At 58.1% G+C, this 26,493-nt stretch carries 18 protein-coding genes, 1 pseudogene and 2 CRISPR repeat arrays; of the genes and pseudogenes, 3 read left to right on the forward strand and 16 right to left on the reverse strand.

What is annotated here, in order from left to right:
* Window positions 1–35: 35 nt before the first annotated feature.
* A pseudogene (locus BANAN_RS08795) lies at window positions 36–1,435 on the reverse strand (tyrosine-protein kinase domain-containing protein).
* Between the two features lie 1,032 nt (window positions 1,436–2,467).
* On the opposite strand from BANAN_RS08795, the gene BANAN_RS06885 reads away from it, so the two are divergent.
* On the forward strand, window positions 2,468–3,247 hold the full coding sequence (locus BANAN_RS06885; RefSeq protein ID WP_237705797.1) for a coiled-coil domain-containing protein: 780 nt from the start codon (window positions 2,468–2,470) through the stop codon (window positions 3,245–3,247).
* A gap of 734 nt (window positions 3,248–3,981) precedes the next feature.
* Window positions 3,982–5,293: direct repeats of the CRISPR family, unit length 29 nt; unit sequence CGGATCATCCCCGCCTGTGCGGGGCAAAC.
* A 76-nt stretch (window positions 5,294–5,369) separates the two neighbouring features.
* Window positions 5,370–5,948: direct repeats of the CRISPR family, unit length 29 nt; unit sequence CGGATCATCCCCGCCTGTGCGGGGCAAAC.
* Window positions 5,949–6,043: 95 nt separating this feature from the next.
* Here the strand turns inward: BANAN_RS06885 and cas2e are convergent.
* The 15 genes from cas2e to BANAN_RS06960 all read right to left on the reverse strand — a co-directional run bounded on the left by cas2e (window position 6,044) and on the right by BANAN_RS06960 (window position 25,485).
* Window positions 6,044–6,409, reverse strand: coding sequence for a type I-E CRISPR-associated endoribonuclease Cas2e (gene cas2e / locus BANAN_RS08270; protein ID WP_014698188.1), 366 nt, complete (start codon window positions 6,407–6,409; stop codon window positions 6,044–6,046).
* Between the two features lie 34 nt (window positions 6,410–6,443).
* The gene (cas1e, locus tag BANAN_RS06890; protein WP_014698189.1) at window positions 6,444–7,412 is read right to left on the reverse strand and encodes a type I-E CRISPR-associated endonuclease Cas1e; all 969 of its coding nucleotides are present in this window, start codon (window positions 7,410–7,412) and stop codon (window positions 6,444–6,446) included.
* Between the two features lie 23 nt (window positions 7,413–7,435).
* A complete protein-coding gene (cas6e, locus tag BANAN_RS06895; RefSeq protein WP_014698190.1) occupies window positions 7,436–8,110 on the reverse strand; it encodes a type I-E CRISPR-associated protein Cas6/Cse3/CasE in 675 nt (224 codons plus the stop codon).
* A gap of 2 nt (window positions 8,111–8,112) precedes the next feature.
* Window positions 8,113–8,886 (reverse strand): type I-E CRISPR-associated protein Cas5/CasD, encoded by a 774-nt coding sequence (gene cas5e / locus BANAN_RS06900; protein ID WP_050858012.1) that lies wholly within the window; start codon window positions 8,884–8,886, stop codon window positions 8,113–8,115.
* 2 nt (window positions 8,887–8,888) lie between these two features.
* A complete protein-coding gene (gene cas7e, locus BANAN_RS06905; RefSeq protein ID WP_014698192.1) occupies window positions 8,889–10,067 on the reverse strand; it encodes a type I-E CRISPR-associated protein Cas7/Cse4/CasC in 1,179 nt (392 codons plus the stop codon).
* 47 nt (window positions 10,068–10,114) lie between these two features.
* Window positions 10,115–10,783, reverse strand: a complete 669-nt coding sequence (gene casB, locus BANAN_RS06910; protein ID WP_014698193.1) for a type I-E CRISPR-associated protein Cse2/CasB — start codon at window positions 10,781–10,783, stop codon at window positions 10,115–10,117.
* A gap of 2 nt (window positions 10,784–10,785) precedes the next feature.
* Window positions 10,786–12,471 (reverse strand): type I-E CRISPR-associated protein Cse1/CasA, encoded by a 1,686-nt coding sequence (gene casA / locus BANAN_RS06915; protein ID WP_014698194.1) that lies wholly within the window; start codon window positions 12,469–12,471, stop codon window positions 10,786–10,788.
* On the reverse strand, window positions 12,455–15,619 hold the full coding sequence (locus BANAN_RS07985; protein WP_014698195.1) for a CRISPR-associated helicase/endonuclease Cas3: 3,165 nt from the start codon (window positions 15,617–15,619) through the stop codon (window positions 12,455–12,457). The genes casA and BANAN_RS07985 overlap by 17 nt, the downstream gene beginning before the upstream one ends.
* A 404-nt stretch (window positions 15,620–16,023) precedes the next feature.
* The gene (thrB, locus tag BANAN_RS06930) at window positions 16,024–17,007 is read right to left on the reverse strand and encodes a homoserine kinase (RefSeq protein WP_014698196.1); all 984 of its coding nucleotides are present in this window, start codon (window positions 17,005–17,007) and stop codon (window positions 16,024–16,026) included.
* A 62-nt stretch (window positions 17,008–17,069) separates the two neighbouring features.
* On the reverse strand, window positions 17,070–18,380 hold the full coding sequence (locus BANAN_RS06935) for a homoserine dehydrogenase (protein ID WP_014698197.1): 1,311 nt from the start codon (window positions 18,378–18,380) through the stop codon (window positions 17,070–17,072).
* A gap of 318 nt (window positions 18,381–18,698) precedes the next feature.
* Window positions 18,699–20,288, reverse strand: a complete 1,590-nt coding sequence (locus BANAN_RS06940; RefSeq protein WP_014698198.1) for a diaminopimelate decarboxylase family protein — start codon at window positions 20,286–20,288, stop codon at window positions 18,699–18,701.
* Window positions 20,289–20,482: 194 nt separating this feature from the next.
* Entirely contained in the window at window positions 20,483–22,279 is a 1,797-nt protein-coding gene (argS, locus tag BANAN_RS06945) for an arginine--tRNA ligase (protein ID WP_014698199.1), read from the reverse strand.
* A 364-nt stretch (window positions 22,280–22,643) separates the two neighbouring features.
* Window positions 22,644–24,074: a glycoside hydrolase family 30 protein gene (locus BANAN_RS06950; RefSeq protein WP_014698200.1), complete on the reverse strand. Its 1,431-nt coding sequence runs from the start codon at window positions 24,072–24,074 to the stop codon at window positions 22,644–22,646.
* A 67-nt stretch (window positions 24,075–24,141) separates the two neighbouring features.
* Window positions 24,142–24,540, reverse strand: coding sequence for a Rid family detoxifying hydrolase (locus tag BANAN_RS06955; protein WP_014698201.1), 399 nt, complete (start codon window positions 24,538–24,540; stop codon window positions 24,142–24,144).
* Between the two features lie 246 nt (window positions 24,541–24,786).
* Window positions 24,787–25,485 carry a carbohydrate ABC transporter permease gene (locus tag BANAN_RS06960; protein WP_014698202.1) on the reverse strand — a complete coding sequence of 233 codons (699 nt, stop codon included), beginning with the start codon at window positions 25,483–25,485 and terminating at the stop codon, window positions 24,787–24,789.
* On the opposite strand from BANAN_RS06960, the gene BANAN_RS08725 reads away from it, so the two are divergent.
* Together BANAN_RS08725 and BANAN_RS08730 are read left to right on the forward strand one after the other, a co-directional pair.
* Window positions 25,424–25,897, forward strand: coding sequence for a GH36-type glycosyl hydrolase domain-containing protein (locus tag BANAN_RS08725; RefSeq protein ID WP_272941511.1), 474 nt, complete (start codon window positions 25,424–25,426; stop codon window positions 25,895–25,897). The two genes, BANAN_RS06960 and BANAN_RS08725, sit on opposite strands and share 62 nt — an antisense overlap.
* On the forward strand, window positions 25,857–26,384 hold the full coding sequence (locus tag BANAN_RS08730; RefSeq protein ID WP_272941519.1) for a GH36-type glycosyl hydrolase domain-containing protein: 528 nt from the start codon (window positions 25,857–25,859) through the stop codon (window positions 26,382–26,384). Before BANAN_RS08725 ends, BANAN_RS08730 begins: the two co-directional genes overlap by 41 nt.
* Window positions 26,385–26,493: the final 109 nt, after the last annotated feature.

Consider the following 26,493-nt stretch of genomic DNA (forward strand, 5'->3'; position numbering starts at 1 on the left):
CGCCGAAAAGCGTACGGTGCTGTGTTACCGATGATTTACTTCTTACGATTGCGTTTGCTTTCTGCCGCATTACCACTATTTGAATAATAATAATTGCTATTCTCAAGTGCTTTTTTGTTCTCTTTGGCACAGTTGATCACAATACCGCTAACCGGCATATCCAGAGTCTCCAGCTCGTCCGCAATCTCTCGCAGATCACGCTTGAGCGTCTGGTCGCGGCGGCACACCATCTCCAACGTGCCACCCTGCTTCATGAAGATCACGGCATCGTTGGCCACGACCATTGGAGCGGTGTCGATGATGATGTAATCATACTGCTGCATCGCATTGGCTACCAATGTGGTCATCAGCGGAGAGTCCAACAATGTCGACGCGTTTGGCGGCTTCGGGCCGGCCGGGATGACATGCAGGTTGGGCTTCCAATACCGCTGGATTACGTCTTTCACCGCTGCTTGGCCGGAGAGCACGCGGGTCAAGCCGGCAGAACCATCAATGTCAATCTTGTGTGCAATCGAGGGATGACGTAAATCTGCATCAATGAGCAATACTCGTGATCCGTCCTCGGCAAGCGCGGCAGCGATGTTCACTGCGGTAGTGGTTTTACCTTCGGAAGCACCTGCCGATGTAATAACCACAAGGCGGCAGTTCGTGCCTTCCACCGGAGCGGAGAACGAAAGACTGGTACGAATACGACGGAAATCCTCAGCAATCGGACTTCCGGCTCGCTCACTACAACAGGAGAGCTACCGGCAAGAATATCAGCCTTCACCACGCGACCGATTATCGGTGCGTCAACGATATCCGTCACATCGTTCTCATCCTGGATCTTCTTGGAAAGCACATCCTTCAGCAGTGCCGCCAAAATGCCGATAATCAAGCCTCCCAATATGCCGGCGAGAAGATTGAGACTCCACTTCGGAGAGCTCGGTTTCGCAGGTACTTGAGCAGGCTGCACAACGGAAAGTTTCACCGCAGAATTGGAACCGGCAGTGTACAGAGATTTCTCTACAACATTGCTGAGTGAAGCAGCCGCACTGTTTGCGATGCGGGCAGCGGCCGAAGGATCGGCATCAGTCACAGCGATATTCACAAATGCTGTATTCGTAGGATTCGTTACAGTAATCTGCGACGCGAGTGCGGTAGTTGTCGTGCTCAATTTGAGTTCTTCCACGACTGGCTGCAATACCGATTGTGTTTTTGCCACCTGAGGATAGGACTTGATCTGACTCATGATATACGAGCTACCACTGTACTGTTCGGAGGAGTTCGCGGAATCATTGGAGCTGTTATACGTCGCGAACAACTGCGTATTGGTCGTATATTCCACAGGAGACATAGCCGTATACAGTATGTCCACTCCGAGTATCACTGCGAAGGTGACAACAATCGTGATGATGTGCTTGCGCAAAATGCCCAGCAAATCCGCAATAGTCATGCCCTCGTGCGTAGATGCTGAAGTTTGCGATTGACTCTGTGAGTATCGATTTACCTCATTCTCAGCCGTGTATAACGCTTTCCCGTTCAAGCATAGAGGTACCGCTCAAGTCAGAACCATCTCTCGGCTTTCGCTTCGACCTCAACGTTTCCCATCGAATACAACTTTTATATGGTACCAATCATTTACGGCCGCGAAACATTGCGTGGATTCCCAGCAAAAATCACCAAGCATCTTCACATCTTTCTGGCGCAAAAGAACACTTTTTGCGAGAACTTGCCGGAAATCACACCAAAGTGCGGTAGCGAGGGTGCCAATGCACGATTACAGTCATTCCCAATCGACTTTCCTGTGGAGAAAGAGAAATCCCTCTGCCAGTATGGCGCTATGCTCTGGGGACGTCTGACATTATGAGCAACGTGCCGACACCGAATGTGCCTTGGTATTTGTTCTGGAATAACTATTCAGCGCTAGTTGAGATCAAAGATGCGGAGTCTGCAGCGGATATCTTGTAGTGCGCAATTGAAGAGTTTGGTCTCACTGCGACAACCATGCAGGCGAGGTAACGTGCCGTGTTTGCAAACAGCCTGCCGCAAAGGTCATCGAGTGAGCTCCAATATTGTCGCTACCGAGAGCGCAGTCTCATAACGACAACCGAAGCGCTGCCAGGGTGGTCGGTCTTGCAAGCCCAGTCTCAAGGAGGCGCTTACAGCACCGACAAAAGCGCCAGTATAGAGAACGGTATCTCAAACAGGCAATTTAGGCGCGCTAACTTCATTTCCACAAACACTTCATACTGTTTCGTTTACCACGCGAGCAGTTTTGGGGCCATGCAGGAGAATAGGGAATCCTCTGCGATTCCGGCGATAGAATTGGAACCGTAATCTTGAGAAGGTTCCAACAGCTGGAGTAATCTGCGACGACGATGCCGCGGACCCGCAACGAAGCGAGGTGCTGTCATGTTCAACGGCAAGAAGAAAGCGCCAAAGAACGACTAGAGACAGTCAATCATGTCGCTCGGCCAAGTCAAGAATGAGGCGAACAACGGTGGGAGCCAACGACGAGGCGTATGCCGTTCGGCCGAACCGGGCGAACGGATCGGCCACAATCTCAACACATGCCGACAGCAACCATGCCCAATGGTCCGGCCATGGGCATGCAAGTCGCCGCACAAGCCGCTCCCCGCAGAAACGCAAACGATTCAAGGTGCTGATCTACGCGTTTGCCTCCCTCATGGTGTTTGCACTCGGCGTGGGGACCGGCTCGTCGAACGCTGTGAAACCGGTGGAAACGATCCCGTCTGCTGCAGTCGCGCCCACCGAGCAGATTGACGCCAAGGAGGACGACGCCGAATTGAAACGGCGAGAGGAGGCTCTGAACAAGCAAGCCGAGGAACTCGACAAACTGAAGCGTGAGCTCGACGAGCAGCAGAAGTCACAGAGCGAGCGCCAGACCCAACTCGACGAGCGAGAGAAGAATATCGCCAGCAAGGAAGAGGCGAAGAAACAGGCGGAAGTCGAAGCTGCACAGCGCAAGAAAGCAGAGCAGGAGCAGGCGGCCGCAGCGGAGAAGGCGCGCGCGGAGGCCGAAGCCGTGGAACGGGACCGGGCACAGGCTCAGGCGGCACAAGCAGCGGCAGAGGAAGCGGCACGGCAGCAAGAGCAAGCTCCGCAGGTCGTCGAACAGCAGACATCACGAATAGTGCATCCAGGTGCCTTCTGCTCCACAGCCTGGGAGACAGGCGTTTCACAGAAGGGCGTCGGATACACGTGCAAGGCAGATAACAGCGGGCGCTTGCGTTGGCGGCGGTGATTGGGCGTGCGGCGGTAACATATCGCAGATCGTCGTAAACCGAATCGCGTGCACAATGAAGTGTTCCGTCGATTGCCGGATTCTGGAATGAAAACCGTGCTTTCAAATTGAGTATCCGCTCAAAACGGATAAGGAATGTTAGGGATATCTAACAATATAAAGCATAAAGCAGGTGCATCTTCAAGAAAGTGTACCACCCCCATATTCTGCTCGCCGGTAATGAATCACACAACACCAGAACGCTGCGGAGAAGCCATCCAATAGGATGCTTCGGGTTCTCCCCAGTCATACGGAGCAAACCGACCACCTCGGCCACCAGCAGATACCGTTCAGTCGTCGCCACGACCTCTCCATGCGCAGATGCCGGCAGCGAGACCAGCGATGACGGCGGCGCTTGCGAATCCCCCGGATATTAGTGCATTTCCGTTCAGCGCTCCACATAGTGCTGTGATGCCGAACGTCAGTGAGACGACTCCTATGGCGGTCGAAATCCTTGCATTGTTGTTCATAATATTCAGCTCCAATGGGTGATGGGGGGGTAGGATTGGACGAAGTGGTTCCGGCAGCTAAGGCTAGCCGGAACCACTCCGAATCGTCCCACTTGTGCGAGGCAAACCAATCACCGTGATTAGGTGTGGTAGAATGTGTTATGAGATGAGGCCTTGCGAAGACACCTGTTGGTGACTTCCCAAGGCCTCGGTTTTCTTTCATCGGGCGCGGATCAGACGAATCTGCGGATTATCCCCTCTTGTACGGGGCAAACCGTGTTTGAGTGTGCGATTGCACCCTCCGATTACGGATCATCCCCGCCTGTGCGGGGCAAACGTATGAAGGCGGTGGCCACGTCGAAGACGCCCGGATCATCCCCGCCTGTGCGGGGCAAACAGCGACGACCCACAGCCGACGGCCGTCCCCAACGGATCATCCCCGCCTGTGCGGGGCAAACCGGCTCGCACATCACATGCGGCCGCGAAAACCTGGATCATCCCCGCCTGTGCGGGGCAAACCTTTCGATGAGCGTGCCTTGGGCTGCTGTTGGCGGATCATCCCCGCCTGTGCGGGGCAAACTACGGCGATGTCGCGCTCAAGGACCTGCCCGCCGGATCATCCCCGCCTGTGCGGGGCAAACTACGGCGATGTCGCGCTCAAGGACCTGCCCGCCGGATCATCCCCGCCTGTGCGGGGCAAACCGATCGGTTTGAGTGCTGTTGGACGCTCGGTTCGGATCATCCCCGCCTGTGCGGGGCAAACTTGGACGGCACCGTTCGCGCTGGTCGCCCACCCGGATCATCCCCGCCTGTGCGGGGCAAACGGTTTGCCGTCCGCGGTGAGCATGCCGGACGCCGGATCATCCCCGCCTGTGCGGGGCAAACTTGACTCAGGTGCAGGCGTTGCGTGATGCCGACGGATCATCCCCGCCTGTGCGGGGCAAACCAACTCAACTACACGCCGGCAACCGAGCGTGCCGGATCATCCCCGCCTGTGCGGGGCAAACGACTTCCCGCCCCTCGCTGCCTTACGCTTGTCCGGATCATCCCCGCCTGTGCGGGGCAAACTTGGAGAACGATAAAAACGGCGTCATGGATTACGGATCATCCCCGCCTGTGCGGGGCAAACGAGAGCATGGCGGACGCGATGGACGGCATGAGCGGATCATCCCCGCCTGTGCGGGGCAAACATTCCAGCGGCCACGCAAGGTAATATGCGTGACGGATCATCCCCGCCTGTGCGGGGCAAACGTGACAGTGCGCGCATTCGTGTCTGACGCTGCCGGATCATCCCCGCCTGTGCGGGGCAAACCATGTATCGCATACCTGAGTACCCCACGCTCAACGGATCATCCCCGCCTGTGCGGGGCAAACTATCCGTTGGCTGAGTTGATGAAACACTCGGTCGGATCATCCCCGCCTGTGCGGGGCAAACGCACGCGCTTGCACGTCCAGCCAATTCTCGCTCGGATCATCCCCGCCTGTGCGGGGCAAACCTCTTCGCGCCCTCTAGCTCGTAGCGAATACCCGGATCATCCCCGCCTGTGCGGGGCAAACTTCTTGGCGACCTCGCCGAATCCGGCAGGACCCTTGTTGCCGCACACCTCACGCCAGGTCTTCACCTTCGCCCCGGCCGGATCATCCCCGCCTGTGCGGGGCAAACCTCTTCTATTCGAGTTCCCATTACGGGTATTACGGATCATCCCCGCCTGTGCGGGGCAAACCAACGTTTTCTTGACCCGACTTGCGCTCTCACCGGATCATCCCCGCCTGTGCGGGGCAAACCTGTAGCGGCTAATACCGCGCTAGCGCCGGAACCGGATCATCCCCGCCTGTGCGGGGCAAACCTGCGCAGACCTCGTGCGCTCGACCCATATCTCGGATCATCCCCGCCTGTGCGGGGCAAACCGCCACCACAAGGGCGACGCATGGATACTGAACGGATCATCCCCGCCTGTGCGGGGCAAACCGACGCAGACCATCGAAGGCGCTATGGGCAACCGGATCATCCCCGCCTGTGCGGGGCAAACCAATCGACGACCCTGACTGTCCTCCCGCAGCGCGGATCATCCCCGCCTGTGCGGGGCAAACGCAGCGGCGTAGGCAAGGGACTCGGCCTTGCACGGATCATCCCCGCCTGTGCGGGGCAAACAATTCGTGTATGACGGGTCGCCGTGGATACAGCGGATCATCCCCGCCTGTGCGGGGCAAACAGTCCGACTTTACTGGCAAAACACTCTCTCGACTATGTCAAAAGATTGGATTTGCACACTCCGCTCACTTTCCGTCGTCGCTATTCGACGCACCATCATCGACCGAATCGTCGATACCGCGACGCATTGCTCCATCCCGTGCACCGTCCGCGCGAAGGTCTTCTGGCGGAATCATTCTCCGAAGATTGCTCGGCCGGCCGCAGGATAAGCTCCAATCCATCATAATCTATCGGTTGCCATGTCTGCCCATAAGTCTTGAATTCAAGCCCCTGCTCAGTATTCGAGGAATATACCATCACGGCTTTCCCTTCCTCCAGATTCTCAAGGACCTGCACCCACAAGAGTTCTCGCACCCTAGCGGAGACCTTGCCCACATACACCCCCGCAGAGATTTCCAGCAGCCATCTAGTGAGATGTCCACGTAATTTCGGAGGTGCGGAAGTCAGCACAATCACTATCATGGTGCCTCACAAATGTAGTTCCCGAATCCCGCGATCAGAATTCTTCCCCATCAACGACTCCTTTCCCGAAATTATGCCCCGCGTTGGAATATCCCGCTGCTCCGGCCCAAATCTGCGTAGTAATATCTTCCACTTGAACGTCCTCCTCGGCAACTTCGGAATCTGGAAGGAGGAGGTATCGCACATCACGGACGCATCGCTGCAGGAATTTTCCATCCTTCATGCGATCCCGCAATGCCTTCCGAGCCGCCGCGGAAACATCTTCCACTCCCAAAGCCGCAAGATCGAATGCCAACGGAATTGTGATATCCGCCTTGTAAAGATCAGCAATGTCATATACGAAGCTACGCTCATTCCGAGCATGCACGAATCCCAATCCCGGAGAGCAGCCGAGGGAAACAATTACCGCATGCACCACCCCATACAACGACGTGTTCACTGCGGATAATGCTTGATTGATGAGATCAGCTTCATCGAAATCGGTCATTTTGTATGATCGACCACTCCACTGGACTCCCGTTCTCCTAGATTCACGCTCATATGCTCTGCGAACTCGCGTTCCCTCCTTTCCCAATAGTTGCTGCATGGTGAGCCCTGCCGTTTCCTCATTGGGGAAACGCATCTCGTACATTTTCCGAGCGACTTTCAATCGACTTCGCTCTGATGACACGAGCTTCGCCTGTTCCTCAAGCAGATGGGTGGAACTGGCGAGCGAGGCACCATGACAGTAATATCTGACGCCTCGCTCCCCTACCCAAATGCATGTAGAGCGAGATTCCGCAAGCAGACTGATGGCGGCGTGTGTCACGTTGCTACCTGGGCCGAGCATCAACACGCTTAGGGTAGCGGCAGGAACATGCACTGTTCCTCGCTGGTCTGAAATGGTTATCGCATTATCCGACCGATTCACAATGCAATGCTCGGCATACAGGAACGTCAGCCTATCCTGCACCCGCACCAACGATTTCAATTCTGGTGGTTTTACTCCGGGAATCTTGCTCATACACCTCTCCTATTACCAAGGACTCATTCCAATGATGCCCGGGTAACCAGCGGAGCCAAGGTCATCAGTCCACACCCATAGGCTTTTGCCGGCCCTATACCCTCGACCAAAGCTCTGCGAAGCCGATCAGGATCATCAATGGCAAGGATTCCCTCGAAAGTCGCTCTGACCAAGGTCACACGCGAGCTCTTCCGGCGGAATGACACCAATCCGGAATCACGAATACGCAGTTCCGGCTGCTCCAGTCGATTGATGGTCATATGACAGCCGGCTTTACGCAGTTTGTCGAATATCCACTCCTCTTGATCATCGACTTTCACCAGTGGCGTTCGACTCCCTCGGGTCACAAATCCTTCAGAAGGCAACGTTTTGGTTGGATTGGCGGTGAGCCGGAACACCCGTTCCTGGCCACATTCAAGTCGATCGAGGAAGGGTTCATACTCGCAGCTGGAAATCGCCTTGGGCTCCACGCCCAGCTCCTCATTCAACACGGTCGCGTCGGGCGCCACGGCAGAGACAATATAGAGACGGAACATCTTTCCATTGCCATCCGTGTCCAATCGCCACAATGTCCGTTCCTTGGTGGAGCCGCCATCTGTTGCACGAGCGACTACCGCATGGATTCGTTCCAAAGAACCGAATATGCGCAGCGCTCGCCGATCTTTTGGATTCACCAGCACTCTGGAGAACATGGCCATGGTTATTCCACCTCCTGTCGTACAGCATCGAAGAAATCGGCATCGTTCAGGTTGGAGAGCTCACCAGACCCTGTAGGCACAGCGGCATCTCCTCTACTGCTATTGGCGGACAGGCCGGGAGTGGCCTCATACGAACGCCGATATCGTCGGAGTTTCCATTGCCTTCTCTCGGGATTGAAATTCACAGGCTCGTCGGCCAGTGTCTCCAAGACGCCGCTTTCTGTAGACTCCTCCACCGTTGGCTCAATTCTCATTTCAAGGAAAGGGCGCCCATCTTGAGTATTTAGCACTCTGCGCCGATACCAGTCAGCAGCCTTCCAGGGCGCATTGGACAATGCGGATTCTAGGGAACCCTCGGTGATCCATGTCTCGATTGGTCCAGCAGGTGGACATGAGCGACGTCCGAGGAATAGCTGATAGAACGGAGTATGCAAGGCTTGGGCGTAGTTCTCCAACGAGTCCCTATCCCCTTCCACTCCTACAACGAACACGGCGTCCTGAATGTAGAAGCGAGTAGACAGCGGGAGCATTTTCCCGTGTTCGTCCATCGCAGTGTGGTAGTCGGACAGCACGGTTCCAGGCTGGTCAGCACGAACACCGAATCGCAATCCTCTGAATCGCGACAGACTCTCAGTGCGTCCTACGCCCAAGGCGGCCGCGATCATGCCAATCACCCCGCTCTTGGTGGGCATCATCTCCGTCTCACGCCGGGTGAAACGGCTTGAGGAACCCCATGATTGCATGGGGCCTTTGAGCACCATCATCAAAACAGACATGGTCACTCCCCAGCCAGACGCTGTTCCACGATATGTTCCACATCATCGATGAGCGCCTTGAGATTGGTCGGTTCAGCCAATAGATTCGCGGCCTTGGTATTGTCACCGATGCGAATCACCCACGTGGCAATTGGAGCCGTCCCGTAGGCTTCGTCGATTTGCTGCTCACGTTCGACCAAGGCTTCCGTCGCATGCTCCACGTAATCCGGACGCACCGGTCGCTCGAATGCACCGACCAAGTTCACCGCCTGAGTGTCACGAATGTTGACGATGACAAGTTCGGGCAGTGTACCCTGCGCGAACGAGTTAATCTTGCCTTGCGGCATGCTGGTCACGAATGCACGGATGAATGTGCCCACTGCTTTGGCCGTCGTCTTCGGATCGCCGAGCGTGTCGTTTAGACGATTGGCGTCCACGTTGGCATAGCGGTAGAACGTCGCTGCATTGAATTCAATCTCGCCAAGCATGGCGGCACCTTGATCGCCGCCCTCGTTCTCATCGTGGAAATCATTCTTGGCGTCATCGACCGCCGTATAGTAATCGGACTCGGTGTCCACCGCTTGAACACTGATGGCATGTGCGACCTGCGCGGCGGCATCCACGTTCAGATCCGTGTCGTCCGCAACCATTCGGCCAAACAGGGCCACATCGATGGCCTTGTCATCTTGCACGATCTTCTTGATATCCTTCTTATGCGCCTTGATTGCCGCTTCAAATGCCTTCTGGTCTCCGGCTTCCCTCCAAGCATTGACGGCGAATTGGGCAAGACGATCATACTGCCTATTGCCAAGGAACAGCAAGTATGTGGATTGCCTCGCTTTCTCTTCGTCCTCATTGTTGGCGTTCTTCTTTTTACGGGGCGCCGTGAGCTTGATCCCCGCACCCGTTTCCAATACGGTTTCCGCCATCTTCTCAGAGTCATCGGAGAGCGAGGCATCCAGATTGTCGATGGCGGTGCGCAACTTGTCCACAACATGCTTGGTGCGCACTCCCAAGTCCTGCTCGCCCAGCAATTCACGGAACATCAATCGGGTCGGACGCTTCCATGCCTGACTCGATACCCGAGCTCGAGTGACACCGCCATATTCGACTGTCTTCGGGCTGCCGGTATCGTCGCGGTTCAGATTCGCGGATGCTGTGGTTTCGAGAGCATGGATTTCCGCAATCGTTCGGTTGGTCATTTTAGATCCTTTCATTGTCTTGTGTTTTGTTGTGTTGGTGGATGTGGTCATTCGTCACTGGCTGCATTCATTGCGGCACGGTAACCGCTCTGGTAATCACGCCCCCATTGCAGCCTCACCAGATTCGCGGTTTCGCGGCCTCGGCGCAGCCTGACAAGATCCTGGGCAAGCAGTCCATAGTTGAGGGGAATTTCCTCTCGTTTCAGCAGTTTGATCAAACGCCGAGCATGATGGGACATTTCCGCCCACCCATTGGCCGTTTGCATCTTGTCAAAGGTTGAGCGAATCCCTTTTTCGTTGAAATTGCCATAGGCAATCATTCCCACGGCTCGTCCCAACGACATATTGGAATCCGTCTGCATGGATTGCTCACGATGGGATTGTTGCTGCACCGCGAATAAAGTCATGGCGAGATGGGCTGCCATTTCTTCGGCTGTAGGGGCGCAGTCATGTGGCACCCTATAGGGATATATGGCGGCATCATCCTCGTCCGGCACGGTCCATACGAAAATATCCGGATCCGCCCCGACCTCATGTCCGGCCGCATGCGCGAGTTGCGCAATGGCGGCAACCGCTTTTGAATCGTTGCCTATGTAGCCTCCAGCGGTTGCTTTGTCCGAGCCGCCGCCGGTTGCCAGCATGGCAGCTTTGCGCGCAACCCATTGCCCAAACGGCGATAGGCGGATTTTCCCCTCGTCGCTGTTTTCGTTCATCATGGTCACTCTCCTTCCTTGGGAATGATGGTATTGATTTTTGCCCTGAACCAGATTTGTGCGACTGCAGCGTCATAATGCCTGGACGTGGTCTCGCCTGTCTTCGGATTCCTCGAACTGATTTCCCTGCCCACAATCGCCTGTGGTGACGCTTGCTGGGACAGATCGTCGCACAGTCGATACAGCAAAGACTTTGCGGTCTTTTTCCACCGGGCGATATCTTCGTCAATCGTCTCCTCGGTGACCGTCGCTATCCACTGTCTGAAGGCATAATCAAATTGCGAATATGCTAACTCGTGGGCGTGTGCCCGGGGCGTCTCCTCCGGCCTTCCCGCCGCTTTGGCGAGGTTACCGGCGAATCCAGCCAGTTCTCTAATCCCTGCGTCGACGATGTTCACGGCTTTTGCAATCGCATCGCCGACCTGAGGGTTCTTGGAGGTCAGCACGCTGAGGTTGAGATCCAGTTTGTCGTCGACAATGGTGTCGATCACCGCCTCCTGATTGCCATATTCCACCCCATAAGCATGAATGCGGATGGGCATGTCCAGCGATGTTCCCAACTGGAGTTGCTGTAGCCAATTGAACGTAAGAGGCCGGAGTCGTTCCGGAACGCTGGCCACATCATAGGCGTCAGCCACGGTAATGGTGGGGAGGTTTCGCCACAAGGCTCTGGAGGGGTCATGCTTGCGGGGCATGTACACCACAGGAATCTTGAGCTTCTTCTCCTGTGCATCGCTGCGACGCCACGAAGTCATGGGTTCGTAGTTCTCGGCATTTTGTGGCTTAAGTCGGTCGCCGTTGCAAATCAGCACGCCATTCACCGTCTCGCCATCATGAGATAGGAGAATTCGTCTGGACTGCCAGGTGTACAACGTCGCGGGTCCATGGAAGTAGCGAGGCACACCCGTGCTTTCCGCCGGCTGATCATAACCGTCCTGGGCGCACTGCGTAAGTGGCGGGCGTTCCCATATGGGAGTATCGGTGGTCCAATCTACATCCATATGCCCCGCACTAATCGCGTGCCTACTCACATAATTGAGCATGAGCGTGGTCCACAAGTCATTGCCCTCACAGATATAACCGCCAAGATGCCCGCTCCATGCGACTCCGATTGGGTACCCTTTTCCGCCTTTCACTCGTGGATCGCCCACGGCACCGGATTTGATGCCCGATGGGTCGAACGCTTGCACAGTGACGAGCCAGCGAGCAGCCTCCGCCGCCGACATCGTTTGAAGGGACTCACCACCTCGAATGGTGAACAGGCGATCTCCAGCGGGGACGTCGAGAATAATGCGTTCCAAGCCGGAAACCTCATGCTTCGCGGTATGCAGTCCCGCGACCTGATAGAACGGCTGTTTCGCATCGAACAGGTCGAAACGATCATGATAGGCATCGCAATACTGTTCAATGCGATGCCATACATCCTCATCTTCCGGCCCTCGTTCATACAACCCCCACCAGGCATCTTCATTGAAATCATTCCCCAAAGAGCCATAGACAATCGCCTCCAGAAGTCGAACCAACGCAAATTGCTGTATGGTGTTGTCGCCGGTAAGACACTCGATGTCCTTCGCACGCCTCAACGTCTCTTTGATGGACAGCTCGAGAACGGCGCCATTCTGTTTCATGATGACCTGCAGCCATTGCCTATCCATCAAATTGAATGACGTGTTGTCATTTCCTATTGACATGGGCTTCCCATCCTTTCTGTGGTGAGTAACGAATCCTCAATTCTCGGCATATCTTGTTCCCTTTCCTGTCACTGGTCTTCACTTGGAGCGTCGTCTCTCCATTGTGGTCAAGAATCAATGGAAGTTGCCCGCTCAACAGTCGCTCCTGCTGCATGAGGACATGCCATGTCGCAGGTGTCGCAAATTCAATTGCATTGATCACGGCGTCCAGATTCAAATAGGACACAGAACTACTTCCAAGTGAGATGGTGCATGCCAGCACCGCTTGCACTTGGTCAGGGGTTGGTGCGTCAAAACCTTGTGGCAACCTGCGCGGCGCGGCAGTCGACACCCATTCCGGAATCATCAATGTTCCATCCGCATCCTGTTGCAGCACTATGACTTCGAAGGAATCGTCACCATCGCGTACGGCCGCCCTGGCCTGTCTCGACATCCCGTCTCCAGCGCCTTCCACATCGGATATGCATGTGGTAAGCCAGTCGTCCAACGCAAATGGATGGCGCGTGTTGCGCTGCGGTGCCATCAAGCTGAATACACGTGCTTTACTACGACTGTCTGCCAAATGTTCCATAAGTGCTGCATGTGCTTCAATCTCCACCTCGCGCCATTCCGCTCGGCACCGGAGGGTGCCGTCCTCATAGACGGACTGCACGAGCCTTGAAATATCACCCGGAAGATTCACAGTACTGGCTCGATCAGGCTCGATGCCGAGCATCGCCAATGTGCGCAGCAGGAAGAATGGTTGGTACACACGAGTGATCCCTGCGGAAAAGCCAGGAGCGGCATCCCTGTTCCATGTGACCCCGGTGATGTACATCCGCGCTTGCCGGAGTGGCTCAGGTCGTTCGGATTCCCCTTCACCCCGACGATGACGGTGCAAGCGCCCCGCACGTTGCAGGATGAGATCCGCAGGAGCGACATCGGTGATCATCATGTCGAAATCGACATCGAGTGACTGCTCCACCACTTGTGTTGCCACAACAATCCCTTGCCGCATCTCCGATGTACTGGATTTACCGAATCGGAGGAGAAGATTCTGATCGATGTCCGACCTATCACATGCCAGAAAACGGGCATGGTCCAACAGCACATCCATGTGGCTTCCGAATTCCTTCTGGAGGAGATCGAATGTGTGCTGTGCTCGAGATACCGTGTTCCTAATGACCACCGCGCAACCGCTTTCGTGCAGTTGCTTGCGCAATAATGCAACCAATGCTTCATCGGAATCATCGATAAGGCTCATTTGCACGTCTATCGCACGCCCGGAAGCAGCAGGACTGACTGATCGGGGAATGCCATCGCCCTCAACCAAGCTGATGAGAGGGTATCGCAGATCCAATGGTTTTGCGGCCGAAGGCTTCTCTCCGCTTCCAGCAGAAGGTTTAGTCAATTGGTTGGGCAACGAATGCCGCATAGGCAATGACCATGCACGTGATTTGTTCTGTGTCTGCTCCTTTTCGATTTGTGTGGCAATCGCCTTATCGCCCTCCAAAGCCTGAAGGAAATGGGCACCAGCTTTATACGCCCGCAAGAAGGCCTCGCGCCTATCCTGCGGAAGTGTGGCACTGAGCATGATGACCGGTACCTCATATGCCCCAAGCCACGAAAGTGCATTCTCCATATACACGTTCATATAAGCGGTGTTGGAATGGACCTCATCGAGAATAACCACTTTCCCACTAAGCGCCAAGTGACGAAGCACCACATGCTTGCTCTGAAGAGCGGCCATAAGCACCTGATCGATTGTGCCAATCACAAAGTCGGAAAGATTTCCACGTTTGGGGCCGGTCAGCCAAGAATTGACCACCGCCTGCACGGCACCTCGTTCGCGGGGCGAATCTTGCGAATATTCGTCATCCACATAACCAAATGATGTATGCGAAAAGATCTTATCCCGAATTGCCGGATCATCAAACCATTCCTCGCGCAGCCGCACATATTCCGGATTCTGATCATGCTTGGCCTGCGCCAGAAACACGGAACCCAATTCCATGCCGTGTTGGGCGGGAAGATGTCCAATCCACTGGAGAGCGCGATGAAACATGGCATTCACCGTTGCTCGTGTGGGCAGCGCATAATAAATGCCTCCACAATGGAATCGCGAAGCCAGAATTTCCGCAGCGGTCAACGCCGCCTCAGTCTTCCCCTCGCCCATATTCGCTTCGATGATCATAAGCCCCGGCTTTTCCATCGTCGAGGCGAGATCAACCGCTTCACGTTGCATCGGCCTCAGTCGGGCACCAGAAAGGTCGAACCGTGAAGCAAACAAATCGTCGGGAGATAGACCCGATGTATCAGCTTCCCATGGGCGCGGCAACGCCAGAAGCCGCCATGCTCGTCGAGAACGGCGATGCGAGTCATAACCAAGCTCGTCCGCTTCGCCATCATTCAGTGGGAAAAGTCTGGAGTCGCTTGCAATCCAGTCCGATTCAATCACCATGCCCGTAAGCAATGCTTGGGAACGGCTACGAATTGGCCGGTTGTTCAATCGGTCAATCGTCGACTGAAAATCGGTCACACCCGCAGCCCAATCGACGAGCTCCATCCTGACCGCCTCCCAATCCGCGTCACCGACATAGGTCGTCGCATCATAGCTGTTGAGCAGCCGCTTCTTCTCATCGGTAATGCAGGTTCCATGATGCCCGGCAACGATTGACGCCAATCCATGCGCCAACGACCCTACCTGAGTGTTCAGCTTCTGTCGTGAGGCCCATCGTAGTAATGCCTTATACCCCACCAGCTCGTGCCGATATTGCGAGCGCTCCTTGGTATGGGCAATACCGCTAGGAATGTGCAGACCACTTTCGCGAACGCGATCTGCAAAATAATCATTCTGCACTTCAAAGGCTGGCGACGCCTTGCCTACATCATGCACCATCGCAAGGAAGGTAAGGACGCTTACGGCATTCGTCTCGCCACCCAGATCCTCACACAACAATTTTTTATCCTTCTCGGGAATGGCATATTTCCACAACAGTTCCGATATGGCGGCCGTATCCCTCATATGCTGCCACAGCCGCAGATAGCGGTGGTCATTGAGATCTGCCGAGAATGCCGTTTTCGCCCAAACGCAAAGCGCACGTGCCGATAAATCAGGTCGACCGTAACAGTCTCTCATGCACACCCCCTTCGCGATGTCCAACGCCATTCCAAGTACCAAAACTTCGATCTAGAATGGTTGTAGGTCATTCAGTGATTCAAATTGCTTTCACATTACTACCTTTCCAAATGAAAAGCAAATCTATTCCCCTCATCTCCTTACCCCCGCTCATGCGGGGCAAATTACCGCTCTCAATATCGAGAGCACATCACTACCGGATCATTCTCGCTCATGCAAGACAAACCCAGACCGAGTTCGATCACCCGCTGATGTGCGGATGAAATGATGGGAATGGTTCTTACCGGCGAAATTCATATTACCAATACTGGTAATATCATGTGTAATCGATTCAGCAGACTCCGCAGATTTGCGACAGGCTCCGATAGCTCCTTGCGTAAAAAGAGACACCATTAGCGGCTTACTCGTCTCCAATTACGCAAAAGAGGCTGGAGCTACAGCCGCGCCACCTGCACACCCTGCGTGTCCACGTTGAGGTGGAGCACACGCCAGTGGCCGGATGCGAGCTGGGCGGCGGCAATCTGGTTCAGGTCGTCCGAGGCGTCGCCGTTATGCAGCACGCAGACGCACGGGCCGGCACCCGATACGGCGGCCGCATACCCGTGTTCGCGCAGTAGGTCGATGAGTTCGGCAGACGGCTTCATGAGCGGCGCGCGATAGCTCTGGTGGAGCTTGTCTTGCGTGGCGGTGAACAGCAGTTCGTTCGGGTCCTGCTCCCCTGCCAACGCGGACGGATTCATGGCTCCGATCAGCAATCCCATGCGAGACACGTTGAACACGGCGTCCGCGAACGGCACCGTGTTCAGCAATGCGGCGCGGGCCTGCGCGGTGGAGAGTTCGTAATCCGGAACGAAAATTGAGGCGTGCACACCGGCGTCGACGAGGTAGTTCACCGAGCGGAAGCCGGTGTTCACCACCTCGCCCTGCACGATCTCGCTTTGCCCATCTTCGGTCCACGAGACGGTCATGCCGCCGTACACCGCGGGCGCCACGTTGTCGGGGTGTCCTTCGAGATCCGCCGCGTATTGGAAGATGAGATCACGGTCGAGCTCTCCTTCGTGCGAGAACGCGTAGGCGGCGGAGATGCCGGCCACGATCGCCTCGGCGGACGAGCCCATGCCGCGCGCCTGCGGAATGTTGTTGTGCGCCTCCATGATGAACCCGCATTTGCTCAGACCAAAGCGCGAACATGCGCGGCGGAACGTGGAGACCACCAGGTGAGACTCGTCGCGCGGCAGCGTGTTCTCGCCTTCGCCGGTGATGAGAATCTGTGCCGCCATGTTGAGCGGATCGGAACTGAGCGTGAACTCGAGCTCGTCATGGTAATCCAAGGCAAGTCCCACAGTGTCGAAACCGGAGCCGAGATTGGCGCTGGTCGCCGGCACGCGAACGTGGACTTTACGAGTCACCGGATCCATTTTCCACTTCCTACTCTGACGGTCAGGGCAATACGAATTGCCGGTCTATGTATAACAGATTATCAGTCGAGCACGCGAATGATCGACGGGTCGCCGGTCACCGAGTCAAGCTGGCACACCGCGTCGACCGCCTCGCGCAGCGTCGTCTCGTCGGTCATATGCGTGACCAGGCGCAGCTGCTGGATCTCGCCGTCATAGCCCGGTTCGGTCGCCGTGGGCTTGAGGTCCTGGTTCACGCCGTTGATCGAGATGCCGCGGTCTGCGAACTCCTTCGCCACCTGCAACAGCACGCCCGGCTTGTCGTGAATGAGGAAGCGCACGGCGAAGCTCGCCTTGGCTGAGCTGAGCGGCGCGATCGGGTAGTCGTTGTACATGCGGATCGCCGGACCGGTGCAACCGGAGGCGATGTGACGCGCGACGGTGACGATGTCGCCGACGACTGCGGAAGCGGTAGGGGCGCCGCCGGCACCGCGGCCGTAGAACATGAGGTCATCGGCATACTCGGCGCGCAGGAAGACCGCGTTGAACGAGCCATGTACCGACGCCAGCGGGTGCTCGTTGCGAATGAGCGCAGGGTAAACGCGTGCGGAGACGCCGTCTTCGGTGTGATCGACCACGGCGAGCAGCTTCACCACCTTGCCTTCCGCGGTGGCGGCGGCAATGTCGTCGGCGGTGATGTGCGTGATGCCTTCCACGGTTACGTCGTCGATGCCGACGTTCGTGTGGAAGCCGAGCGTGGCCATGATCGCAGCCTTGTTCGCGGCGTCATACCCCTCGATGTCACCGGTCGGGTCGGCCTCGGCATAGCCCTTCTCCTGGGCCTCCTTGAGTGCGACGTCGAAATCGAGGCCCTTGGTGGTCATCTCGTCGAGAATGTAGTTCGTCGTGCCGTTGACAATGCCGAGCATGCTCTTCACCTGGTCGCCCACGAGCGACTCGCGCAGCGGGCGCACGATCGGGATCGCGCCGCCGACTGCCGCCTCGAAGTAGATATCCGCATGGTTGTCTTCGGCCGCCTTATACAGTTCCGGGCCGTACTTCGCGAGCAGCGCCTTGTTCGCGGTGACCACAGACGCGCCGTTGTTGAGCGCCTCCAGCACGAAGGTGCGCGCGACGCCGGTGCCGCCGATGAGCTCGACCACAATGTCCGCGTTCTTCACCACCGACATCGTGTCGCTGGTGAGCAGCGACTTGTCGATCCACGGGAAGTCCACCTCGTTCGGGTCCAGGCAGGCGATGCCGGAGATTTCGATGGGACGGCCAATGCGCTGCTCAAGCTCGTCCTTCTGCTCGACCAGGATGCGCGCCGTCTGCGAGCCAACGGTGCCGGCTCCAAGTAGGCCTACGCGGATCGGGGCGTTCTGTTCTGCCATGGGAATCCTTTCATGCGGTGCACACTGCGTGTTCACGGGTTTGCTTAGGTCATTGTACGTGGAGGTGTATAGCCGCGTACGCAGTCGCTCTGTCTGTGGAATCGAAATCCGCCGCTCTTTGCGTGATCTGCGTAAGAAGAGACAGATAGCACCAAAATTTGTCCCAAATTACGCAAAGGGATAGCAGAGGGATAGCAGCAGAGGGATAGCAGAGGGATATAGGCAACACCTTTCGGCGCACATCCTTCTTTTGCGTAAAAGGGGACGGAAAGCGGGGCGGAATTGTCCCCGATTACGCAGGTGGCAGGTGTTTGCCATTCACTCACTCACGTCGAGCGCGAGCAGGTCGTCGATCGTCTGCCGACGCATCATCACATGCGCGCCATGCCCGTCAATGCCGACGACGGCCGGGATGAGCGCCATGTTGTAGTTGCTCGCCATCGAACGGCCGTAGGCGCCGGTGACCGGCACGGCCAGGATGTCGCCGCGGTGCACGTCGGCAGGAAGATTCGCCTCATTCACCACAATGTCGCCGGACTCGCAGTGGATGCCGACGACGCGCGAGAGCTTCGCCGGTTCAGCGGACTCGCGATTGGCAAGAATCGCGGTGTATTTCGCGTCGTAGAGCGCCGGGCGAATGTTGTCGCTCATGCCGCCGTCCACCGAGATGTACGCGCGTTCGCGAATCTGCTCGCCCGCGTTGTTCGTGAAGCCGTCGCCAAGCTGCACGGTCTTCACGGTGCCCACACGGTAGAGCGTCACGCCGGCGGGGGCGACGATCCAGCGGCCCGGCTCGAACGAGATGATCGGCGCGGGCATGCCGAGCAAGCGGTTCGTCTTCGACACGGCGTCGGCGAGACGGCCGAGTTCGCGGTCCACGTCCATACGGTCCTCGTCGTCGGTGTAGGCGACCGAATAGCCACCGCCGAGATCGACCTCGGGGAGCGTGTAGGCATTCGTCGCATAGAACGTCTTGCGCAGCAGCATCATGCGCTTGGCCGCCTGAATGAACGCCTCGGCGTCGTGAATATTCGAGCCGATATGCGAGTGCACGCCCACGAGTTCCAGATTGCCGTACTTGGCGATCTCACGCAACACGGCGATGGCCGGCCCGTTGGCCACGAGCTCCATCGCGGCGGCAAGCAGGCGATCACCCTCGGTCACGTCGGCGGCGTTTAGATCGTACGGGTAACGCACGTCGTACCGCAGCTGCCTGTCTGCCTGCTGCTTCGTCTCGCCGCCCTGCTCGAGCTCGGTCTCGTGCACGAGCGCGTTCGTGGCCGCCGGGGAGACGTCCTGCAGCTGGTCAATGTTGTCGACGATCTCGGTGTCGGCACCTGCAGGCAGCAGTGCGACGCCGAATTTCTGGTCCTCGTGCGCGGTGGAGACGTATTCGTGGCCGCCGGCGTGAATGCCGGAGGTCACGCGCAGCATCACGCGGGCGCGCTTGCCGAGCCGTTCCGCAATCGCGGCGATGCGTGCGGGCTCGTCCGGCGAATCGATCACGATTTTCGAGAAGCCCTCGGCAATGGCGAGTTCGATCTCCTCATCGCTCTTGTTGTTGCCGTGCAGCACCAGTCGGCGACCGGGAACGCCGGCGGCGAGCGCGATCTTCATCTCGCCGAGCGTGCAGGTGTCGACGAACATGCCTTCCTCGGTCACAATGCGCGCCATTTCCTTCGAGAGGAACGCCTTGGCGGCATAGCTCACATGCGTGGTGTTGTTCGTGAACGCGTGTGCGGCGGCCTTCACGAAGTGGCTGGCGCGGGCACGCACCTCGTCGAGATCCAGCACGTACAGGGGCGAGCCGAATTCGTCGAGCAGGGTGCTGGCGGTGATGCCGTGGAACGTGAGCTCGCCGTTGGAATTCCTGGCCGTGTCTGCCGGCCAGATTGGACTGATGGCCATATTCATCTCCTCATCTCGTTTGCGGTATCTTCTTCGTTCCGTCCCCCGCTCTTCCCCTCTCCCCCCTTTGCGTAAAAAGAGACATCCGCTAGCTCGAATATGTCTCTTTTTACGCAAAGGCAACAAAGCACCGAGGCCACAAAGGCAGAGAAGGCGGAGAGGAAGCCAGAAGGACCGCACGCCGGAAAGCGGACTTACATCTTGTCGGGGGCGGTCACGCCGAGCAGGTCGAGGCCTTCTGCGATCACGGTCTGCACGGCGTCGTTGAGCTTCAGTCGGGCGGCCGCGCGCGCGGGCTCCGGGTTCTTCGCGATGCGGGTGCGTTCGCGGGTCTGCTCATCGGCGCGCTCCTCCGCTTCGGTGAGCGGCATCGACACCACGCGCTCGACGTTGTACCACTTGTGGTATGCGGCGGCGAGGTCTTCCAGGTAGTGGGCGATGCGATGCGGCGCGCGCAGGTCGCCGGCGAGCGTGAGCAGTGCGGGCCACTGCGCGAGTGCGGCGATCACCTCGCCGTCCGCCTCGGTATCGAGCAGCGAGAGATCGGCGTCGGCGGCATTGATCTGCGCGGCCTCGGCATTGCGGTCGACGTTGCACGAGCGGGCGTGCGCATACTGCACGTAGTACACCGGATTGTCGTTCGAATGCGAGGCGAGCAGATTGAGGTCGATGTCGACCGGCGAATTGTAATCAGTGCGGGCCAGCGAATAGCGGGAGGCGTCCACGCCAATCGCGTCGATGAGGTCGTCGATCGTCACGATGTTGCCCGCGCGCTTGCTCATGCGCACCGGCTTGCCGTCTTTCATCACGTTGACCATCTGGCCGATGAGAATCTGCATGTTCTCGCCCGGTTCGTCTCCGAACGCGGCGCACATGGCCATCATGCGGCCGATGTACCCGTGGTGGTCGGCGCCGAGCATGTAGATCGCGACGTCGGCCGGGTCGGTCTTGCGGTGGCGCTTGTTGCGGTAGTAGGCGATGTCCGCGGCGAAGTATGCGTACGTGCCGTCGGATTTGACGATCACACGGTCTTTGTCGTCGCCGTGCTTGGTCGATTCGAACCAGGTCGCGCCGTCTTTCTCGTAGATGTCACCGGCATTGCGCAGGTCGGCGATCGCCTTCTCCACCTCGCCGTCCTCGTACAGGCTGTTCTCGTGGAACCACACGTCGAAGTGCACGCGGAATTCCTTCATGGACTGGCGAATCTCGTCGAACATCATCGGCACCGCGCGCTTGCGGAACTCCTCACGCTGCTCGGAGTCGCCTTCGCCCAGCGGCTCGCCCTTCTCGTCGGTGCCGCCGTCGATGCGCGGCAGATTGAGAATATCGATGCCTTCGGCGTTGGCCTCCACGATCACACGGCGTGCGATTTCGTCGATGTAGGCGCCCTTGTATCCGTCGACGGGCGTCGGCTCGTCGTGGGCGGCGGCCACGAGCGACTTGGCGAAGCGGTTGATCTGCTCGCCGTGGTCATTGAAGTAGTATTCGCGCACCACGGTGGCGCCATTGGCCTGGAGAATTCGGGCCATCGAATCGCCCACCGCGGCCCAGCGCGTGCCACCGATGTGGATCGGGCCGGTCGGATTCGCGGAGACGAATTCCAGATTGAGCGTCTTGCCGCCCAGATGATCGTTCTTGCCGAATCGATTGCCCTCGTCGAGCACCTGATCCACCACTGCGGCCGCCGATGCGGAATCGAGCGTGATGTTGATGAAACCGGGCCCTGCCACTTCGACGGCGGCGATGCCATCGGTGCCGTTCAGCGCGTCGGCGAACAGTTGGGCGAGATCACGCGGTTTCATGCCCGCTTTCTTCGCCAACTGCATGGCGGCGTTCGACGCCCAGTCGCCATGCGCGCGATCCTTGGGGCGCATGACGGCGAACTTGGCGGAATCCGGGAGTTCCTCGGCCGTCAACGTGCCGGCTTTGCCCTCGGAAACAAGGTTGTTGGCAATGGTGAAGATCAATTCCTGTAGCGCTTCTGGACTCATTCCAACAAGTCTACCGGCAACGGCGACAGATTCCCGTTGTTCGTATGCCACGACCATGGGTATTATCGCTTATCCTCTTACGGGATAAGATTCTCTGTTAAGGGCTACCAATTCCCTTACGGGCTAGGATTTTCTGTTACGGGATAGGGAAAACCCTCATCATCGCACGCAAAACAATATAAAACCATTGATATTCCATGGATTCCAACGGTCGAATACCTGTGCAGCCCTATCCCGTAACAGAAAATCCTATCCCGTAGCCAAAATCCTAGCCCGTAAGGGAATTGGTAGCCCGTACGAGGATTGCTGGCCCGTAAGAGGAATCCCCCTATGGGAATCAGCGCGTAAAGGAGTTAACGGGAAATCACCGGCGGAGCACGGTGGTCAGCGATCGGGAGGGCAGGCGCACCCCGATCCCGCTGTCATCCACTTCGCATTGCACCCATATGGATTCCGCACGCTCGTTGGCGAGAACCGCAACCAGCGTGCCGGTCGGAGTGAGGAAGGCGGCGGCACGCACTCCTTGCGCATGGTCGAGCGCGCATTCCACGCAATGTGAGCCAATCGGCACGTATTTGGAGAAGTGGCCGAGCGCGTAGTAGTCTGCATTGCGGCGTATCGAACCGTCGTCACGCACGGTGATCAGACCGCGGTTCTCGGAATGCCGGCGATCGTTGCGCAGGTAGTAGTAGTCGGGACCGCCGTGCTCGTCGAGCGCGATGTTCCACAACACGGCGCTCCTCGCCCAGTTGTTCATCATGTCAATGACCGCCGTGCCTAGCGAGAGCAGCGCGGGTGTGAAATTGCGTGGTCCCCAGTCGCCGCCGCTCGCCTCGGTCACCCAGATGCCCTTGTTCGGAAACGCGTCGTGAATGCGAGACATCGTGCGCGCGGATCCGCCGTAATAATGCCATGCGGAGCCGGCGCAGGCAGCGAGTGCGGCGGAATCGGCGTACATGTCTCGCACGAAGGCGCCGTCCGGGTAATGGTCGGTGGAGTAGTTGTGGTCCCAGCACAGAATGCGCGTGCCGTCCAATCCGGCGTGGTCGAGCATGGGGCGCAGATGGCGCGCGACGAACTCTGCCTGCTCGCGCGGGGTCATTGCCATCGATGGCCATCGCGACTGCGGGTAGTCGGGTTCGTTCGTCACGGTGAGCGCGAACAGCGGCAGTCCGCGTTGCGCATACAATCGTGCAAAACCGGTGATATAGCGCGCATAGGCGGCATACATGCCGCGCCGCAGATGGCCGGTGATCCGCGTGTAGCGCCGTTTGCCGAGCACGCTGAGATTCGTTTTCATCCACCATGGCGCGCTCCACGGGCTCGCCATAATGTTGAGCGCATGCGATTGCGTGGCGAGCGCACAGTTGTTCGCGGCCTCGACCATGGGCAACACGCGCTCCATCTCGGGCGTGAAATTGAGGGAGCTGAGCTTGCGGTCGGGGAATCTGCGCACGAAGCGGTACGGCGCGCTCACATGGTCGCTCGGGCCGATTGGCTGACGGAGCATCGAGATGCCTATGCCGTCGCGCGGGCTGAACAGATCGCGGATGCATCGCTCTTTGTCTGTGACGCGATTGTGCCACAGCCAGCTCGTCGCCTCGGTGATCGATGCGCCGAAGCCGTCGATGGGCTGGCGCACGCGAGTCGTGTCGATGCTGAGCGTGGGGGCGCTGGCGTGTGCCGTGCTCTCCGGAGTGCGTCCCACACGCAAACAGGCATTCCCAAGCGGCGCGAACGCGGCGGCGAGCGTGGTGCCCTGCGCATTCGCGTATGTTGAGAATGCCTGAATCATAGCCCCAGTCTAGCGCTGCGAGAAACGGCATGCGCAGCCGTGCGCCGACGGCGGGGCAAACGTGGCGTCAGTTCTGCGGGCAGACCGCTATGACGTCGATCTCGACGAGCGCCCCCTTGGGGATCATGTTGTTGCCGAACGCCACTCGTGCGGGCTTGACCGTGCCGGTGAACACTTTCGCATACTCGGTGTCGACCTCTTTGAAATCCTCCACATTGCGCAGGTAGATCGTGGCGCGGCAGACGTGCTCGATACCGCATCCGGCTGCATCGAGGATCGCCTTGATGTTCTTGAGCGCGCGTGCCGCCTGGCTGGCTGCGGTGACACCGTCGAGGTCGCCGGTGGACGGGTCGATGCCGAGCTGGCCGGAGACGAACACGAATCCGTTCGCCTTGACGGCCTGGCTGTATGCGCCGAGCGCGGACGGCGCTTCCGTGGTTGCCACTGCCTGCAGATTCTCGTACATGATGTTCCTTTCGCTCGCTGGCGTGAATCTATGCTCTGGTTTAGCACCTCGAGTGTGCACGTGGGCTCATGTTTCATATTGCAGACTACTTGCGGCGGCCCAGGCCGCTTCCCCACTGCCCTACGCGAATGTTTCACGTGAAAGATTGGGGAACCACGCATCTTCGATGTTCTGCGGATTGCGGATATGGAAGAGGCCGGGGTGCAGAATGAACTGCACCCCGGCCGTATGAGAGGAGGGAACGAATCAGCCCTTCACGGCACCGGCCATGATGCCGGAGACCAGTTGCTTGCCGGCGAAGAAGAACAGCAGCAACAGCGGGGCGGTGGTGAGCACGACGCCTGACATCACGATTGTATAGTCGGTGAAGTAGGCACCCTTGAGCGTTGCGGCCGCCACGGTGAGCATCTTGTTCTTGTTCGGACCGAGAATGAGCATGGGCCAGAAGTAGTTGGTCCACTGGGCAATGAAGGTGAAGAGGAACAGCATCGCGGCCGCCGGGCGTGCGGCGGGGATGGCTACGTGCAGGAAGGTGCAGAACATGGAGCACCCGTCCACGCGAGCGGCCTCGATGAGTTCGTAGGGCAGTGCATCGCCGATGTACTGGGTCATCCAGAACACGCCGAATGCGCTGACCAGTCCGGGGATGATCACGGCCCACAGCGAGCCGAACAGGCCGGCTTTGTTGGCCATGATGTACAGCGGGACGACGCTGAGCTGCTGCGGGATCGTCATCGTGGCGACGACGAGCATGAGCAGCGCGTTACGGCCGCGGAAGCGCAGTTTCGAGAACGAGTAGCCGGCGAGCGTCGAGAAGAACACGGTGGAAATCGAAACGATGGTGGCCACCAGGAAGGTGCCGCCGAGCGCCTCCCAGAACTTCATGGCACCGAAGGCGCGGGCGATGTTCCTGAACAAGTCGGTGCCCGGAATCATCGCCGGCATGTTCGTGCTGTACGGCGAGCAGTATGCGCAGATTCTCGAGCAATTCGGCGAGGCCTGCGGCATGGGTGCCGACGAGGTGGCGAACGAGACCGCCGAGGTGCGCAAGGCGATCGCCGAAGTGCGTGAGACCACGCTCACCGCTGGCTGGGACGACGCCTGGTTCCGTAGGGCCTACGACGCCAACGGCAACCCGGTGGGCACGAATGAAGACAGCGAAGGCAAGATCTACATCGAACCGCAGGGCATGTGCGTGATGGCCGGCATCGGCGTCGACGACGGCAAGGCGGCCAAGGCGCTCGAATCGACGAAAGGAGCTACTCACCTGCCGCTGGGGCACCGCGATCCTCGCGCCCGTATACTCCACCTACCGCATCGAGTTGGGCGAGATCTCCTCATACCCACGCGGCTATAAGGAGAACGGCGGCATCTTCTGCCACAACCACCCGTGGATCTCCATTGCGAATGCCGAGATTAACAACAACGACGAGGCCTTCAACGTGTACAAGCGCACCTGCCCTGCCTACACCGAGGAGTATTCCGAGATTCACCGCACCGAGCCGTACGTGTACTGCCAGATGGTCGCCGGCCCCGAGGCGCCGAACCCGGGCGAGGGCAAGAACAGCTGGCTCACCGGCACCGCGGCATGGACCTTCGTGGACGTCTCCCAGCATCTGCTCGGCGTACAGCCCACATTCGACGGCCTGAAGATCGAGCCGCACCTGCCGCCCAACTTCGGCGAGCTGCATATCGAGCGCACATGGCGTGGCACACGGTACATCATCGACGTCACCCGCACCGGCGAACAGTCGCTCACCGTGGACGGCCAGCCGGTCTCCGGCACCGTTGTCCCAACCGCAGCAACAGGAACCGAGGAGGTGCATGTAGCTCTGACAATCTGACTCTGATTTTTTCTTCTTCCACTTCCGCGAGGTCCGCAGGGCGCCATCCCTGCGGACCTCGTTTGCAATCCGGGTGGCCGAAATCCATGTGGCCGATTGCGTGCCCACG

Origin of the sequence: Bifidobacterium animalis subsp. animalis ATCC 25527 (assembly GCF_000260715.1) — a bacterium.
GTDB lineage: Bacteria > Actinomycetota > Actinomycetes > Actinomycetales > Bifidobacteriaceae > Bifidobacterium > Bifidobacterium animalis.